This window comes from Nodosilinea sp. LEGE 07298 (assembly GCF_015207265.1).
Taxonomy (GTDB): domain Bacteria; phylum Cyanobacteriota; class Cyanobacteriia; order Phormidesmidales; family Phormidesmidaceae; genus Nodosilinea.
Window position 1 is genome coordinate 1 of the sequence record NZ_JADEXE010000174.1, and the last position, 14,395, is coordinate 14,395.

Annotated in this window: 16 protein-coding genes and 2 pseudogenes; 9 read left to right on the plus strand and 9 right to left on the minus strand. The window is 56.4% G+C overall.

The window, feature by feature from the left end:
• Positions 1–104 (plus strand): annotated as a pseudogene (locus IQ273_RS35900) (DDE transposase); the annotation flags it as partial.
• Between the two features lie 56 nt (positions 105–160).
• Positions 161–244: pseudogene (locus tag IQ273_RS35905) on the plus strand (VapC toxin family PIN domain ribonuclease); the annotation flags it as partial.
• 41 nt (positions 245–285) lie between these two features.
• On the opposite strand, the gene IQ273_RS33855 reads toward IQ273_RS35905, so the two are convergent.
• From IQ273_RS33855 to IQ273_RS21015, 9 genes are all read right to left on the minus strand, one after another.
• Positions 286–540, minus strand: coding sequence for a hypothetical protein (locus tag IQ273_RS33855; protein ID WP_228053484.1), 255 nt, complete (start codon positions 538–540; stop codon positions 286–288).
• 409 nt (positions 541–949) lie between these two features.
• Positions 950–1,426 (minus strand): hypothetical protein, encoded by a 477-nt coding sequence (locus IQ273_RS20980; protein ID WP_194025114.1) that lies wholly within the window; start codon positions 1,424–1,426, stop codon positions 950–952.
• 226 nt (positions 1,427–1,652) lie between these two features.
• Positions 1,653–3,659 (minus strand): transketolase, encoded by a 2,007-nt coding sequence (tkt, locus tag IQ273_RS20985; RefSeq protein ID WP_194025115.1) that lies wholly within the window; start codon positions 3,657–3,659, stop codon positions 1,653–1,655.
• A 252-nt stretch (positions 3,660–3,911) separates the two neighbouring features.
• Positions 3,912–5,165 (minus strand): beta-ketoacyl-ACP synthase II, encoded by a 1,254-nt coding sequence (fabF, locus tag IQ273_RS20990; protein WP_194025116.1) that lies wholly within the window; start codon positions 5,163–5,165, stop codon positions 3,912–3,914.
• Positions 5,166–5,313: 148 nt separating this feature from the next.
• Positions 5,314–5,556 (minus strand): acyl carrier protein, encoded by a 243-nt coding sequence (locus IQ273_RS20995; protein WP_017297468.1) that lies wholly within the window; start codon positions 5,554–5,556, stop codon positions 5,314–5,316.
• A gap of 146 nt (positions 5,557–5,702) precedes the next feature.
• Complete coding sequence (locus IQ273_RS21000; protein WP_194025117.1) at positions 5,703–6,299, minus strand: nucleoside triphosphate pyrophosphatase; 597 nt, start codon at positions 6,297–6,299, stop codon at positions 5,703–5,705.
• An 87-nt stretch (positions 6,300–6,386) separates the two neighbouring features.
• Positions 6,387–6,926: a photosystem II reaction center PsbP gene (psbP, locus tag IQ273_RS21005; RefSeq protein ID WP_194025118.1), complete on the minus strand. Its 540-nt coding sequence runs from the start codon at positions 6,924–6,926 to the stop codon at positions 6,387–6,389.
• 58 nt (positions 6,927–6,984) lie between these two features.
• Complete coding sequence (locus IQ273_RS21010) at positions 6,985–7,806, minus strand: class I SAM-dependent methyltransferase (protein ID WP_228053485.1); 822 nt, start codon at positions 7,804–7,806, stop codon at positions 6,985–6,987.
• 10 nt (positions 7,807–7,816) lie between these two features.
• On the minus strand, positions 7,817–8,407 hold the full coding sequence (locus IQ273_RS21015) for a DUF2854 domain-containing protein (protein WP_194025119.1): 591 nt from the start codon (positions 8,405–8,407) through the stop codon (positions 7,817–7,819).
• A 201-nt stretch (positions 8,408–8,608) separates the two neighbouring features.
• On the opposite strand from IQ273_RS21015, the gene IQ273_RS21020 reads away from it, so the two are divergent.
• The 7 genes from IQ273_RS21020 to purD form a co-directional block, all read left to right on the plus strand.
• Positions 8,609–8,782 (plus strand): hypothetical protein, encoded by a 174-nt coding sequence (locus IQ273_RS21020; protein WP_194025120.1) that lies wholly within the window; start codon positions 8,609–8,611, stop codon positions 8,780–8,782.
• 150 nt (positions 8,783–8,932) lie between these two features.
• The gene (locus IQ273_RS21025; protein ID WP_194025121.1) at positions 8,933–9,250 is read left to right on the plus strand and encodes a 2Fe-2S iron-sulfur cluster-binding protein; all 318 of its coding nucleotides are present in this window, start codon (positions 8,933–8,935) and stop codon (positions 9,248–9,250) included.
• Between the two features lie 177 nt (positions 9,251–9,427).
• On the plus strand, positions 9,428–9,610 hold the full coding sequence (locus tag IQ273_RS21030) for a hypothetical protein (RefSeq protein ID WP_194025127.1): 183 nt from the start codon (positions 9,428–9,430) through the stop codon (positions 9,608–9,610).
• 2 nt (positions 9,611–9,612) lie between these two features.
• A complete protein-coding gene (locus IQ273_RS21035) occupies positions 9,613–10,767 on the plus strand; it encodes a DUF3326 domain-containing protein (RefSeq protein ID WP_194025122.1) in 1,155 nt (384 codons plus the stop codon).
• Between the two features lie 255 nt (positions 10,768–11,022).
• Complete coding sequence (locus IQ273_RS21040; RefSeq protein ID WP_194025123.1) at positions 11,023–11,454, plus strand: response regulator; 432 nt, start codon at positions 11,023–11,025, stop codon at positions 11,452–11,454.
• 49 nt (positions 11,455–11,503) lie between these two features.
• Positions 11,504–12,745 carry a hybrid sensor histidine kinase/response regulator gene (locus tag IQ273_RS21045; protein WP_194025124.1) on the plus strand — a complete coding sequence of 414 codons (1,242 nt, stop codon included), beginning with the start codon at positions 11,504–11,506 and terminating at the stop codon, positions 12,743–12,745.
• A gap of 497 nt (positions 12,746–13,242) precedes the next feature.
• On the plus strand, positions 13,243–14,395 hold a 1,153-nt coding region (gene purD / locus IQ273_RS21050), incomplete at its 3' end, for a phosphoribosylamine--glycine ligase (protein ID WP_194025125.1).

The window sequence follows — 14,395 nt, forward strand, 5'->3', positions numbered from 1 at the left end:
AGGAGAAACTGCCGCTTTATCTGGGGTTCTTTGAGTTCGTACACAATGCCCGTAAGCGAGGAAAGGCACTGCTGGGCAACCTATTGGAGACCTTGTTGAACTAGCTCCCCAAAATCCGTATTGAGCCATTATGATTTATGAAGTCTAGCTTACTGATATCATGATCGACATTCAGCGGGGTTATGGGCCAGCACTGGCTTGGTTTGCCTCTCTCCCAGAACTGCCGAGCATTCCTGGCTTTGTGTTTGTTTGCCATCGCACAATTCCACTGTTAGGCAGAAACCGCTAAATTGATGTAGTCCATGCATTGGGGAGTTTCTCAATTTCCTCAATTAAGAAGTCACCATATACCCATATCCGAGCATCATTATAGAGGTCGCTGAGAATAGGCCTTCGAGCACCAAGTTTATCCCAGGGCTGAAGATCAGAGTCCAATTCACAAAAGCCAACCCATGAATAGCCCTCTTGCTGCAACTCTTCAGATTTAACTAATACAGCAGCCAAAACCGCTAGGTCATAAGGCTTCAAAGAAAGATCCATTGCCCAATAGATATTTGACGCTCCAACATTGGCTCTGAGAGCGGAAAAACGCTCAGTCCAGGATGCGACGCTAAAGCCTCTAATCGTTCTGGAACCTTTGTTAGTTCGTTGGCGACTAAGCCATCAAATTGATCAAATACTCGAAATGCTGCCTGCGCATCTTCAAGACTGATACGACCTTCATCCCTTGCCCACCTAACAAACTTACGTAAGTCTTCTGACCGAGAGCGAGGTGTGAACCTTCGAGGTACAGTTTCGCGGGCTTCTGCCAAGCATATTGCTGGAACAAATAGCTTAAATTCACCAGCATCGGCTCGTTGAAGCAACGATACAGCCTGTGGACTTTGCAAATGAGCAGGTGCAGCAACATCTACAACCCAGTTTGTCTCAACTAAGACTACTTCCGGTATCAACTGGCAACCCTACTCCACCTTGGACCAGCAGCTCTAATTTCGCCAAGTCGAAGAAGGCTCATAACAGGCTCCCCCAAAAGCTCTTTTAAGTCTCTTGGCAAAGTTTCCAAATTAGAAGTCTGCTTTAATTTCTCAAGCCATCGTTGAACTCGCGACTCAAACTCAAGAGCGCGTACTCCTCTCCATTGCTCATCGGTAGAATCTGAAGAGGGAAGCAAGTAGTCTGGAAGCCTTGCCTCACCAACCACATGAATTGACTCACCATGTGACTTTTCTAAAGAGTCACGAAGCAGAAAAATATGTTCTCCAGCTATGGCTAACCCAACTGAACAACCAACAGAAGCCATAAGGTGCTTCAGTTGCCCAATAGTATCTTGACGGCGAGAACCATTATCATTGAGCTTTACCTCAACAACAATCAGATAATCCCCATCGGGGCTAACTACAACAATAGCTGGATGCGCTGTGTTCATAGCCAAATTTTAGCATTGCCTAAATAGTGCCCATGTACACTGACCGTCAAAAGTTTGTCGGGGAGCACCAAAAGCTACTTGCGGTGAGTATATTTATGCCAGGCATTCTACCGTAAACATCACCTTGTTCTTTCGGAGTAAGGGAGAACAGCGGTATAGCAGGGTCAAAACAAAAGGGGGGCGATCGCGCGATCGCCCCCCTTTCACATATAAACTAGCTAGACCGTTAGCCCAGCAGCGCCTTAGCCTTGCTCACCACGTTCTCCACGGTGAAGCCAAACTTCTCCATCACCAGGCCGCCGGGGGCAGAGGCCCCAAAGCGGTCAACACCAATCACGTCGCCTTCGCCACCCACATAGCGGCACCAGCCCATAGTGATACCGGCTTCCACCGCTAGGCGCTTGGTCACCGCCTTGGGCAGCACCGACTCCTGGTAGGCGGCATCCTGAGCGTCAAACAGTTCCCAGGAGGGCATAGAAACTACCCGCACCTTGGTGCCCGCAGACCGCAGTTCCTTAGCCGCATCGACGCAGAGGCTAACCTCGCTGCCGGTGCCGATCAAAATCAGGTCGGGGGTGCCGTCGCAGTCATCGACCGTGTACGCGCCCTTGGCCACGCCTTCGATTGAAGAACCCGGCAGGTTAGGCAGGTTTTGACGGCTAAAGGCCATCAGAGTCGGAGACTTGCGGTGCTCCACAGCGATCTTGTAGGCCCCCGAGGTCTCGGTACCGTCGGCGGGGCGAATCACAACCAGGTTGGGGATCGCCCGCAGGGAGGCGATCGTTTCCACCGGCTGGTGGGTGGGGCCATCTTCGCCCAGACCAATGGAGTCGTGGGTCATGACGTAGATCACGCCCGCCTGGGAGAGAGCCGAGAGGCGAATGGCCGCCCGCATGTAGTCGGCAAACACCAGGAAGGTGGCGCAGTAGGGAATCAGGCCCGAGTTGTGTAGGGCGATGCCGTTGCAGATCGCGCCCATGCCGTGCTCGCGGACGCCGAAGCGCAGGTTGCGGTTTTCGTACGCGCCCTTCTGGAAGCTGCCGGAGATCTTCAGCTCGGTCAGGTTGGAGTGGGTGAGGTCGGCGGAGCCACCAATCAGCTCGGGGACGGCTGGGGCCAGCGCGTTGAGGGTAACCTCAGAGTTTTTGCGGGTGGCCAGGGCCTTGTCTTCAGGGGTGTAGGTGGGCAGCGCGTCGGCCCAGCCTTCAGGCAGCTGGCCCGAGAGCATGCGCTCAAACTCAGCGGCCTCGGCGGCGTACTTGCTGCGGTAGGTGGCCAAAGTTTCTTCCCACTCGGCCTCAAAGCTAGCGCCGCGCTCGATAGCCTTGCGCATATGGCTAAGGGCGTCTTCAGGGGTTTCAAACTCACCGTGGCTCCAACCCAGGTTTTCACGGGTGAGCTGGATTTCGTCGCCACCCAGGGCCGCGCCGTGGACGCCAGCGGTGTTTTGCTTGTTGGGTGAACCGAAGCCGATGGTGGTGGTGACTTTGATCATCGAGGGGCGATCGGTGACGGCCTTGGCCGCTTCGATTGCTTTTGCGATCGCGTCCAAATCGGTGTTGCCGTTCTCCACGTGCTGCACGTGCCAGCCGTAGGCCTCAAACCGCTTGGCCACATCTTCGGTGAACGAAATATCCGTTGAGCCGTCGATGGAGATGTGGTTGTCGTCGTAGAGAGCAATTAGCTTGCCCAGGCCCAGGTGGCCGCCCAGCGAGCAGGCCTCACCCGAAACCCCTTCCATATTGCAGCCGTCGCCGAGGATGACGTAGGTGTAGTGGTCGACCAGGGTGCAGTCGGGCTTGTTGAACTTGGCCGCCAGGTGAGCCTCGGCCATCGCCAGACCGACCGCGTTGGCAATGCCTTGACCCAGAGGGCCAGTCGTCACTTCGACACCCGCCGTTTCAAAGTTTTCGGGGTGACCGGGGGTGCGAGCGCCCCACTGGCGGAACTGCTTGAGGTCGTCCAGCGTCACGCTGTCGTAGCCGGTCAGGTACATCAGGGCGTACTGCAGCATGCAGCCGTGGCCCGCCGACAACACAAAGCGATCGCGGTTAAACCACTTGGGGTTTTTGGGGTTAACCCGCATAAACTTATCCCACAGCACGTAGGCCATCGGGGCAGCGCCCATCGGCAGACCGGGGTGGCCAGATTTAGCCTTTTCCACCGCATCAATTGCTAAAAAGCGAATGGAATTAATACAGAGTTCTTCCAGGGATTGGGTTGCAACAGCCATAGGTTCAACAGCTTAACGACGGGTTTTCGGAGCAGCACGCAGCACTAGGGGTTAGCCCAGGGGCTAACACGGTCATCGGCCTCAATACATCAAGACCACACGCAGACACCACACACATTGCCTTTGCCTTTCAGCAGACCCCGCAACCAGACGATTGTCAATACCCCCTGGGGAGGCGAGGCATAAAACTGGGGTGCCTAAGGGCACGTTTTTGGGCAAGCTTTAGGTCATTATACCTACCAATCTGTAGCTCTAGCTACGGTATTTCCTAAATACCAGAGTGACATTGTGGCCGCCAAACCCAAAGGAGTTAGAAATCGCCACTTCAATCGGTATTGGGCGGCTCTGGTTGGGGATGTAGTCGAGATCACAGCCGACATCAGGATCGTGCAGGTTGATCGTTGGTGGGGCCACATCGTTGGCGATCGCCAAGCAGGTTGCTACCCCCTCAATGCCCCCAGAGCCACCCAATAAGTGCCCGGTCATAGACTTAGTCGAGCTAACCGGAATGTTGTAGGCCGCAGCCCCCAGCGCCGTTTTGATGGCCTGGGTTTCGGTGGGGTCGTTAGCGCCAGTACTGGTGCCGTGAGCATTGATGTAGCTGATTTGCTCGGGGACAACGCCAGCATCTTTAAGAGCCATTTGAATGCAGCGGGCGGCCCCAGCTCCGCCAGGCACCGGCGATGTCATATGGTAGGCGTCGCAGGTCATGCCATAGCCGACAATTTCGGCATAAATCGTGGCACCACGACTCAGGGCGTGCTCTAGCTCTTCGAGGATCAAAATGCCGCAGCCTTCGCCAATTACAAAGCCGTCGCGGGATTTGTCAAAAGGGCGACTGGCGGTCGTTGGGTCATCGTTGCGGGTAGAGAGGGCGCGGGCCGAGGCAAATCCTGCCAGGGATAGGGGCGTCACCGCTGCCTCGGTGCCGCCGCAGATCATCGCCTGGGCGTAGCCGTTTTGAATTAGGCGGAAGGCGTCGCCGATGGCGTTAGACCCGGCAGCACAAGCCGTTACAGGGCAGGTACTCGGCCCCTTAGCGCCCGTGTGGATTGCCGTCAGCCCTGCCGCCATGTTGGCGATCATCATCGGAATCATGAAAGGGCTACAACGGCTAGGCCCTCGGTTCAGATAAATTTCTTGCTGGTCTTCGAGCACCTTGAGACCACCAATGCCGGAGCCGATACAGGTGCCAATTTGCTCGGCGTTGAGATCGGTAATGGTTAGCCCGGAGTGGGCTAGGGCACGCTGACTCGCAATCACCGCAAACTGGGCGAAGCGATCCATGCGCTTGACTTCTTTTTTGTCGAGAAATTCGCCGGGGTCAAACCCTTTTACCTCTGCAGCAATTTGCGACGCGTGCTGAGAAGGGTCGAAGAGGGTAATGCGATCGGTACCGCTACGCCCGGCCACTAGCCCTGCCCAGTACTCTTCTAGACTGTTGCCAATGGGGGTAATGGCATCCATGCCAGTCACCACAACGCGCTTTGAGTCAGAGTTTGCCATAGCCAATTTTCAGTTAGACCAGAGGAATATCAAGGTTATGAGGGAAACGCTACGGCTGGGCATACAGCTTAAAGAACTAGCAGGCTGAGGTGCTAACCCTACACCTCGCCCGCTAGCTGGCTATGACCGCTACCGCACCTGGGGCTTCCTACGCTGCTGCTTTTTCTTCAATGAAGTTAACGGCATCTTGCACGGTGGCAATGCCTTCTGCAGCTTCATCAGGAATTTCAACACCGAATTCTTCTTCCAGGGCCATGACCAGCTCTACCGTATCGAGAGAATCAGCGCCTAGGTCGTTGGCAAAGCTTGCTTCGGGTTTAACGTCAGCCTCTTCAACCCCCAGCTGCTCGCTGACAATCTTTTTGACCTTTTCAAAAGTCTCTGCGCTCATGGTTCTCCAACGCCTCTATGTACAGATTAATCGACAACACAAAACCTTATCATCCTGCGACCCCATCGAGACGAATATCTGACGTCAAGCCCCAGCATAAGGCCGCTCATTTTTGAGCATTTCTCCATAGTATCGGAAAAAGAACCTTACCAAAACTCCGTCACTCGGTAGCCCAGTTCCTCTAGCATGACCCGCAGCAGGGGCAGGCTGAGGCCAATTACGTTACTGTGGCAGCCCTCAATTTTGTCGATGAACAACGCCCCTTTGCCGTCGCTAGAGAACGCTCCGGCACAGGCTAGTGGTTCTTCAGTATCGACGTAGGCCGTAATGGTGGCATCGTCGATGTCAGAAAAATAGACGCGGGTAACGGCGCTGCGAACTAGCATTTGCCCACCGGGGGCGACTAAAACGTGTCCGGTGTGAATTTCGCCCATCTGGCCTCGCATCATGCGCCAGCGCGCCAGCGCATCCTCTTTATCGGTCGGCTTACCGTAGATTTGACCCTGAAACGCCATCACTGAATCACACCCCAGCACTAGGGCGTGGGTAAACTGCGGGGCAACCACTTCGGCTTTGCAGCGGGCGAGGGTGGTGACGTACTGGGACGGGGCCGTAACCGCAACCTGGTCTTCATCAAAGTTGCTGGGGTATACAAAGGGGTGAATGCCCGCCCCTACCAATAGCGCGCGACGCCCCTTAGACGCTGAAGCAAGCACAAACTGGGGACGAGGAGATACGACCATAGTCAGAAAACCCGGTTTCTACTCGGAGTGATTGAGATGATAGGTGAGTAAGACGATATTGAAGTCGGCCAACAAGGTGTTCTAACGCTAGGACACTTTGAAGGAGGCTACCGACTGCTTCATCATGTCTTTGACCTTCTCCCAGCGGCCCTCGTCGGTGGAGGCGTTGAAGGTGTAGAGCTTACCCCGACGCACAATGGCGCTGGCCAGGTTGTGGCGCGGTCCAGCGGGCAGGTCGGCCAGGTATTCAAGAATGTAGTAGGTCTTGTTGTCGGCAGTGCTAATCCGCTGGGCGCTGAGCAAGTCAACGCTGCTGTCGTCACCGGCCAGGGCGCTAAAGCTCTTCGAGAGCTTGTAGCCCACCTCGGTGGGGGTGCCGAGGGCGTCGAGGTCTTTGCCCTCGGGGACTTCGCTAATGACTACGCTGACGTTTTCGGTTTCGTGGATGAAGTCGTGAAATACCACATCGGCGGCACCGGGTACCTCAACCTCAACCCAGCCGGTGGGGTACATAAACTCGTAGCCCGAGTACTGGTCGGCGTAGGCCTGTAGCCCGCCGCCGCTTACACAGCCTTGCAGGGTAACAGCAAAAACAATCAAAAGCACTGTGGCCAGCCGCTTCAGCATGGGTCAACGTCCTTGGATCACGATCAGCAATAATTGTTAATTGTCTCACACGCGTTGCTCAAGCCTGCTTTTGGAAGAACAGCAGATGCTGCTCGGGTAGGGTGTCGTTAGTTTTGACCCATTCGAGCCCAACGGCCGCCATTTCGCGGCGCACCTGGGCCACGCTCATCTTGTGTAGCCGCTTGATCATGATCATGGGGTTTTCGGCTTTGTACTCGGCCAAAACTACTTGTCCGCCTGGCTTGAGGGCCAATACTACGCCCTGCATCATCTCTCGGGGGTTGGCAAACTCGTGATAAGCATCCACCATCAGCGCCAAATCGATGGAATTAGGGGGCAAGTTGGGGTCGTCGGGCTGACCCAGTACTGGCTCCACATTCTCAATGCCTTTGGTCTCTAGCTCTGCCTGGAGCATAGCCAGCATTTCGGGCTGAATGTCGACTGCCAGCACTTTGCCCTGGAACACTAGGGGAGCGATGCGGCGGGCGAAGTAGCCGGTGCCAGCGCCAATATCGGCAACGATATCGGTGGGGGTGAGGTCGAGGGCTTCGATCGCCGCCTGGGGTCGCTCTTGCAGCACTCGACTGGGGCGATCGAGCCAGCCAGCCCCCTGGTGGCCCATAGTCTGAGCAATTTCTCGGCCCAGATACACTTTGCCAATACCATCGGCGCTGGGGACAACGGTTTGATAGTCGGTGCTGCCCTGTAGCGCCGGAGCACCACAGGCAGTCAGCCCCCACAGCACGGCAACCAGGGCCAGACAGCGCAGGGCAGAGGCGATTCCGGGATGGATACTCGTTTCGAGTCGGTTCCCGAACGCTTTGCGAATCGTAGCCCAGGTCTGGTGCTGACGATGGAACATTGAAGTGAGGCAGATCATAGGGTGAAAACTAAGCTTCTACGGGGGCAGGGATAGCCGGTTCTAACGACGTAATTAAGGCCAGATTCACCTGATCTTCGGTGGGCTGGCTGAGTTCAGCGCGCACGCTGGGGCCAAAAAAGGATTCGATCTTGGCTTTTTTCTCTACCCAAGTCGAAAAGGGCAGTGTGGACGAGTCAAATTCCAGCACCAGGGCATAGTTGCCGTCAACCTCTGCTTCATGGAGGCCGCTGAGCTCAGGGCATTCTTGCCCCGAAGGACTTAGGCCCAGCTTTTGCAGGGCAACATCGAGGTGAGCTTCTTGGCCGTAGCGGTAGCGGGTGACATCTTGGCGCACCTGGTTTTGAGTCGGCGTGGCCTGTTCTTCGCGCAGCTTTAAAACCTCAGGTGACGTGGGCCGCGTGTAGGGCGCAGGCTCTAGCTCGGCGGCCCGCAGCGCCAGTCCGCCCAGTAGCACAGGAATGCCATAGAAAAACCCGACTAGATTGAGGGTGGAGTTGTCTTGAAAGTAAGCCACAAAGCCAACGATGGTGAGCACCCCTCCCACCGCCAATAGCACCAAACTCAGGTTAAATTGCCCCAACTTAATTCGCCCCAGCATACGGTCCTCAACTCAGAAAGGCTTACATGTCTCATCATGCCGTTTTGTGGGTGAGAAAGGTAGGGCAGGCCGGCGGGAAGATGAGGCGGATGAGGAAGGTGAGGTGGATGAGCAATTCAAAATTCTCCATCCCCCCATTCCGCTCGGTGCGGTAGACGGCAAAGTTGTTTATGCTGTCGATGAAGAGTTTTAGGGGACGCTATGGAACTGCAGGTGATTCGCGATCGCATTACTACCATTCGATCGAAGCGGGAAGCGCTGATTCAGCTGCTAGAGCAGCCTGACCTGGGCACCCTGCGCATTGATGTCAACCAGGCGATCGAAGAAATGGACGATCTGCTCGAAGAATTTGACCGCACCTTCCCGATGGGATGACCCGATGGGATGATAGGTTGAGATTTAGATTGCGATGAGTCAACTCCAGATTTAGAAGTTGAGTTTTGCCGGTAGGAAAGCCCACGTCTCTGAACTGGACTCGCAATTGTCCTTCCTTTAACTAATTACCTCAACTCCGCTCAACTCATTATGGCCACCAGCTACACTGTCGAAGTTCATCACCAGGGCAGCACTCACACGCTCACCGTGCCAGAAGACCAAACCATTCTGGATGTAGCTCAGGCGGCGGGCCTAGATCTGCCGACCTCTTGCGGGGCAGGGGTGTGCACCACCTGCGCTGCGCTGGTGCTGGAGGGTGAAGTCGAGCAGGGCGATGGTATGGGGGTGAGCACCGAACTGCAAGCCGAGGGCTACGCGCTACTGTGTGTGGCCTACCCCCGCTCCGACATCAAGCTAGAGACCGAAAAAGAAGACATCGTTTACCAAAAACAGTTCGGCCAGGGCTGAGCTCTAGGGTGGGCACTGCCCACCATTAGCAAAATTTTGGGGAGGCGAGGTATGGCCAACTCTGCATAGGCAGACTGGTTCAGGTATGCCTAATCGTCTCATCGTCGCGCTCTTCAATGGTGGGCAGTGCCCACCCTACTCTGGGTAGAGGTTTTTCAGGTTCAGTAGCTCATGGCATTGGCCACTCACTTCATCACCATTGATATAGACCTGGAGAAGACCAGCAGAGATCTAGTCAGCGCCATTGAGTCGGCCCTGGCTGAGCGGGGTGAACCGCTGCGCTGGGCGATTACCCAGATCAACTCTGCGACCCAAACCGCCACGGTAGAAGCAGTGGTGACTACTCTTTCTAACCCCTAACTATGACCCAAGCTGTGTCTGGTCGACGTCCCTACACTGCGGTGCTGGTGGTGCCCACGGGTATTGGCGCGGCGGTGGGGGGCTACGCGGGGGACGCGCTGCCGGTGGCGCGGGCGATCGCCTCGGTGGTCGATACCTTGATTACCCACCCCAATGTGATGAACGGGGCGCAGCTCTACTGGCCCTTGCCCAACGCTTTTTATGTGGAAGGCTACGGGCTAGACCAGTTTGCGGCGGGGCGCTGGGGGTTGCGCCCGGTACACCGCAACCGGATTGGCCTGGTGCTAGATGCGGCGATTGAAGACGACCTGCGCTGGCGGCACCTACAGGCGGCAGACGCGGCGCGAGCCACCCTAGGGCTAGATCTAACCGATTACGTGGTGACCGATGCGCCGCTGGGGGTTGAATTGCGCAGCGCTGAGTCGGGGGCAACCTGGGGAACGATTCAGCGGCCCGATAGCTTGCTGCGGGCGGCGGAGCGGGCGATCGCAGCAGGGGCCGAGGCGATCGCCGTCGTGGCTCGCTTTCCCGAAGATACCGATGCCGAAGCCCTGCAAGACTACCGCCAGGGGCAAGGGGTAGATCCGCTGGCCGGGGCCGAGGCGGTGATTAGCCACCTGGTGGTGCGCACCCTGAGAGTACCCTGCGCCCATGCCCCAGCCCTCAGCCCGCTGCCGTTGGATACCTCTATTTCGCCCAAATCGGCGGCTGAAGAGATTGGCTATACCTTTTTGCCCTGCGTGCTGGCCGGGCTGAGCCGAGCCCCACAGTTTGTGGTTGATCCCGGTCTGGGCGGCTTTGAGGGAAATTCCGGAGGCGGTTCTAGCGCCACATCCTCTAGCGCCACATCCTCTAGCGTCACCCTATGGGCCGACCAGGTCGATGCCATTGTGGTACCGGCTAGCGCCTGCGGCGGCAGTGCACTGCTAAGTCTAAGCCGCCGATCGCTGGCGATCGCCGTTGAAGCCAACCTCACCGCCCTGATGGTCAGCCCAGAAGCCCTAGGTATTTCTGCGGTGCGGGTGGGATCTTACCTGGAGGCGGTGGGGCTACTGGCGGCCCATCGGGCCGGGGTGCATCCCCAGGCGCTAACGGCTCAAATGCCCCGACTCAAGGAGCTTTACCCCACCTCTGATGTTCATCCTTTGGGCAGATAGAAGCCTCAAACCAGCTTTTTACAATGGATTCGGAGGAGGCTGATTGGGAATGTATAGTTTAGCTGTTGCCCGATCATGGTGTTAGCTCATTCTGGCAAGGCGAGATTTTAGGCTACCTGGGACGGTATCCAACCTTGAAATCTAACCTTGAAGGATGCTTACTGGTGCTATTGTCAATGCCACCGATTGGCTCCAGCGCTGGCTACCTGGTAAGTTAGCCTGGCCTGGCCTCCGCTGTTGTCACAGGAGCATGGTATGCCAAAACGTACCGTCAACGTCTTGCTGGTCGAAGATGACGAGGTAGACGTGATGAATGTCCAGCGGGCTTTTAAGCGCAACTGCATCGATAACCCCCTGTACATCGCTAACAATGGGTTAGATGCACTTTCGATGCTGCGCGGCAGCGACTCTGAACCCCCGTCTGTGCCAGATCATCGGCGATTGGTGCTGCTAGACATCAATATGCCTAAGATGAATGGTTTAGAATTTCTACAAGAGCTGCGCCAAGATGCTTCGTTGAAATCGACTCCGGTGGTGGTGTTGACGACCTCTGATGCCGACCAAGATCGTTTAGAGGCGTACCGTTTAAACGTTGCAGGCTATATTTTAAAGCCGGTGACTTTTGCTACCTTTGCAGAGGTGATGGCATCGCTCAACCAGTACTGGGCACTGTGTGAAATTCCTTAGACAGAACCAGTGGCAGCCGCCGTGGGCCGTGGGAACAGGGGCTAACCGAATGGGCAAAGCGCTGGACATTTTGCTGGTAGATGACGATGCCGTCGACCGCATGGCTATTTGCCGGGCTTTAGATCGCGCCGACCTGGCGGTAAAGGTGACAGAGGTCAACAATGCCGAGGAGGCGATCGCCCACCTAAACAATTTTTCCTACGACTGTGTTTTTTTAGACTATCGCCTGCCCGAACAGGACGGGCTTTCGCTGATTCGGCAGTGGCGGGCTGAGGGGGTGAGCATTCCGCTGGTGGTGCTGACCGGCCAGGGCGATGAGCAAATCGCCGTCGATCTGATGAAGGCCGGGGCCAGCGATTACTTGATCAAAACTCGGGTGTCTCCCGATCGCCTGGCGCTGCTGTTGCGCAATGCCATGCGGGTCTACGAGGCCGAACAGCGGGAAGCCTCGGCCCTGGCTCAGCTTCAGCAAACCAACATGTTGTTGACCAAGCAAAACGAAGAGCTAGAAGATCAGCGTCGCTACATTGAAGATCAAAACTTCAAGCTGATCGAAGCCTACCGGGTTAAGTCTGAGTTTTTGGCCACCATGTCCCACGAGCTGCGTACGCCTCTAAACGCCATTTTGGGGTTTTCGCAGATTCTCGATAGCCAGACTAAGGGGCCGCTCACCTTTCACCAAGCCGAGATGGTAAAACGCATTTTTACCAACGGCAAAAACCTGCTCAGCCTGGTCAACGACATTCTTGATTTGTCTAAGCTAGAGGCCCAGCGGCTAACGTTAACCCCTGCCTCCCTTGACCTGCACGAGCTGATTGAGGCTACGCTATCTGACCTGCGATCGCTGGCCGACAGTAAGACCCTGACGCTCAAAAGCGATCTGGGTCTTAGCGATCCCATGGTTACCAACGACGAGCATCGTCTGCGCCAGGTGTTGATCAATTTGGTCTCTAATGCGATTAAGTTTACCGATTGCGGTCAGGTGCGCGTCAGCGTTATAGAGGCGGGGGCTAGCCACATTGTCCTGACCGTTGAAGATACTGGCATGGGCATTGCCAAGGAGCAGCTGCCCCACATTTTCGAAGCCTTTCGCCAGGTCGACCAAACCATTCGCCGCCAGCATCCCGGCACGGGGCTGGGGCTAGCAATTGTGCATTCCCTGGTCACCGTCATGGGGGGGAAGGTCGCCGTTAGCAGCCAGCTAGGGCAGGGGACTACCTTTACTGTCACCCTGCCCCGGCAGATCGCCGCGCTGCGCTCAAGTGAGACCTTTGAGATCGAGGTTTGGTAGCTGAACTCGCGCTTCAACCGACTAGTACTCTGCGGCGCAAGTTTAGATACTATTCTCCGGGGGCTGGGGATCAGGGGGGCTAGGGAGCCAGGCAATTCAGAATGGTGGGCATATTTCAGCCGTCGAGTACTAGCGACTTAAATTAAAGATTCGGCAGAAGATTTGATTAGGTCGTTTAGCCTTGAAGGGCACTAAATCTGGTGGGCCGTGCCCACTCTACGGTAAATCAAGGCTTTCGGCGTTGGCCCTATTGAGCCGGTCTTGAACCATCACAAAACGCTCATTTCAGTGCATTCCATTTGGCCTTCCCCTACCGTGACGCTTTGCCCCCAATTTTGAGGGAGCCGAAGCTTGAGCCAATACGGCTTAGCCACATCTTTACCTTCTGATCACCTGCAACAGCGGCTAAAATGTAGCCTTTAAAACTTCAGCAATTTAGCGGTGGTTTTGGCTGGCAACGTGGGAAAATAAGGGGCGCATTTTTTGGAAAACTGCCTGTGAAAGCTCTTGTGGTCGGCAACGGTGGCCGTGAACATACCCTGGCCTGGTCGCTGCTGCAATCGCCCCGCATTACCGAGGTGGTCTGTGTGCCCGGTAACGGCGGTACCGCTACCCTACCTCGCTGTCGCAACCTGGCTATAAACACTGATTCCTTTGAGGGCATCGCTCGTTTTGCCCTAGTGAATAACCTGGAGCTGGTGGTGGTCGGCCCCGAGCAGCCCCTGGCAGGCGGCATTACTGACTACCTGCAAAAACAGGGCCTCAAGGTGTTTGGCCCGGTTCAGGCCGGAGCCCAAATTGAGGCCAGCAAGGCCTGGGCTAAAGCGCTGATGGTTGAAGCGGGCATTCCCACCGCCAGGGCAGAGGTCTTTACTGATGAAGCGGCGGCCCTGGACTACCTAAAGCAGCAGGGTACCCCAATCGTGGTGAAGGTCGATGGGCTGGCGGCGGGTAAAGGCGTTACCGTAGCGCAAACCCTGGAAGACGCAACCCAGGCGGTCAGCGATGCCTTTCGCGGCCGGTTTGGCGAGGCGGGTCGTCAGATCGTGATTGAAGAGTATATTACCGGGCAAGAGGCCTCGGTGCTGGCCGTTACCGATGGGCAAACCATTCGCCCCCTGGTGCCTGCCCAAGACCATAAGACCATTGGCGAGGGCGATACGGGGCCAAATACCGGAGGCATGGGGGCCTACGCGCCTACTCCGGTTGTCACGCCGGAGCTGATGGCGCGGGTGCAGAGCGAGGTACTAGAGCCTGCGATCGCCGCCCTACGCCACCGAGGTATCGACTATCGCGGCGTGCTCTATGCGGGGCTAATGATTACCCCCTCAGGTGATCCTAAGGTCATTGAGTTTAATTGTCGCTTTGGCGACCCTGAGACCCAGGCGGTGCTGCCCCTGCTCGAAACGCCCCTAGACGAAGTGATACTGGCCTGCATTGAAGGGCGGCTCGATGCGCTAGAACTACAGTGGAAGCCAGGAGCCGCCGCCTGCGTGGTTGTGGCCGCCGAGGGCTACCCCGGCAGCTACCCCAAGGGCATGGAAATCTTCGGGTTTGAGGAAGCCGCCGCTACACAGGCGCTGGTGTTCCATGCCGGTACGCGTCGCCAGGGCGACAGCATTGTGGCCGATGGTGGGCGGGTGCTGGGGG

Excerpts from the sequence above, each read along its gene's own strand:
- IQ273_RS21025 (WP_194025121.1), top strand. The coding sequence starts at position 8,933 with ATGGCCACCAGCTACACTGTCGAAGTTCATCACCAGGGCAGCACTCAC.
- IQ273_RS21010 (WP_228053485.1), bottom strand. The coding sequence starts at position 7,806 with ATGATCTGCCTCACTTCAATGTTCCATCGTCAGCACCAGACCTGGGCT.
- IQ273_RS21015 (WP_194025119.1), bottom strand. The coding sequence starts at position 8,407 with ATGCTGGGGCGAATTAAGTTGGGGCAATTTAACCTGAGTTTGGTGCTA.
- tkt (WP_194025115.1), bottom strand. The coding sequence starts at position 3,659 with ATGGCTGTTGCAACCCAATCCCTGGAAGAACTCTGTATTAATTCCATT.
- IQ273_RS21045 (WP_194025124.1), top strand. The coding sequence starts at position 11,504 with ATGGGCAAAGCGCTGGACATTTTGCTGGTAGATGACGATGCCGTCGAC.
- IQ273_RS33855 (WP_228053484.1), bottom strand. The coding sequence starts at position 540 with ATGGATCTTTCTTTGAAGCCTTATGACCTAGCGGTTTTGGCTGCTGTA.
- psbP (WP_194025118.1), bottom strand. The coding sequence starts at position 6,926 with ATGCTGAAGCGGCTGGCCACAGTGCTTTTGATTGTTTTTGCTGTTACC.
- fabF (WP_194025116.1), bottom strand. The coding sequence starts at position 5,165 with ATGGCAAACTCTGACTCAAAGCGCGTTGTGGTGACTGGCATGGATGCC.
- IQ273_RS20995 (WP_017297468.1), bottom strand. The coding sequence starts at position 5,556 with ATGAGCGCAGAGACTTTTGAAAAGGTCAAAAAGATTGTCAGCGAGCAG.
- IQ273_RS21000 (WP_194025117.1), bottom strand. The coding sequence starts at position 6,299 with ATGGTCGTATCTCCTCGTCCCCAGTTTGTGCTTGCTTCAGCGTCTAAG.
- IQ273_RS21020 (WP_194025120.1), top strand. The coding sequence starts at position 8,609 with ATGGAACTGCAGGTGATTCGCGATCGCATTACTACCATTCGATCGAAG.
- IQ273_RS21035 (WP_194025122.1), top strand. The coding sequence starts at position 9,613 with ATGACCCAAGCTGTGTCTGGTCGACGTCCCTACACTGCGGTGCTGGTG.
- IQ273_RS20980 (WP_194025114.1), bottom strand. The coding sequence starts at position 1,426 with ATGAACACAGCGCATCCAGCTATTGTTGTAGTTAGCCCCGATGGGGAT.
- IQ273_RS21040 (WP_194025123.1), top strand. The coding sequence starts at position 11,023 with ATGCCAAAACGTACCGTCAACGTCTTGCTGGTCGAAGATGACGAGGTA.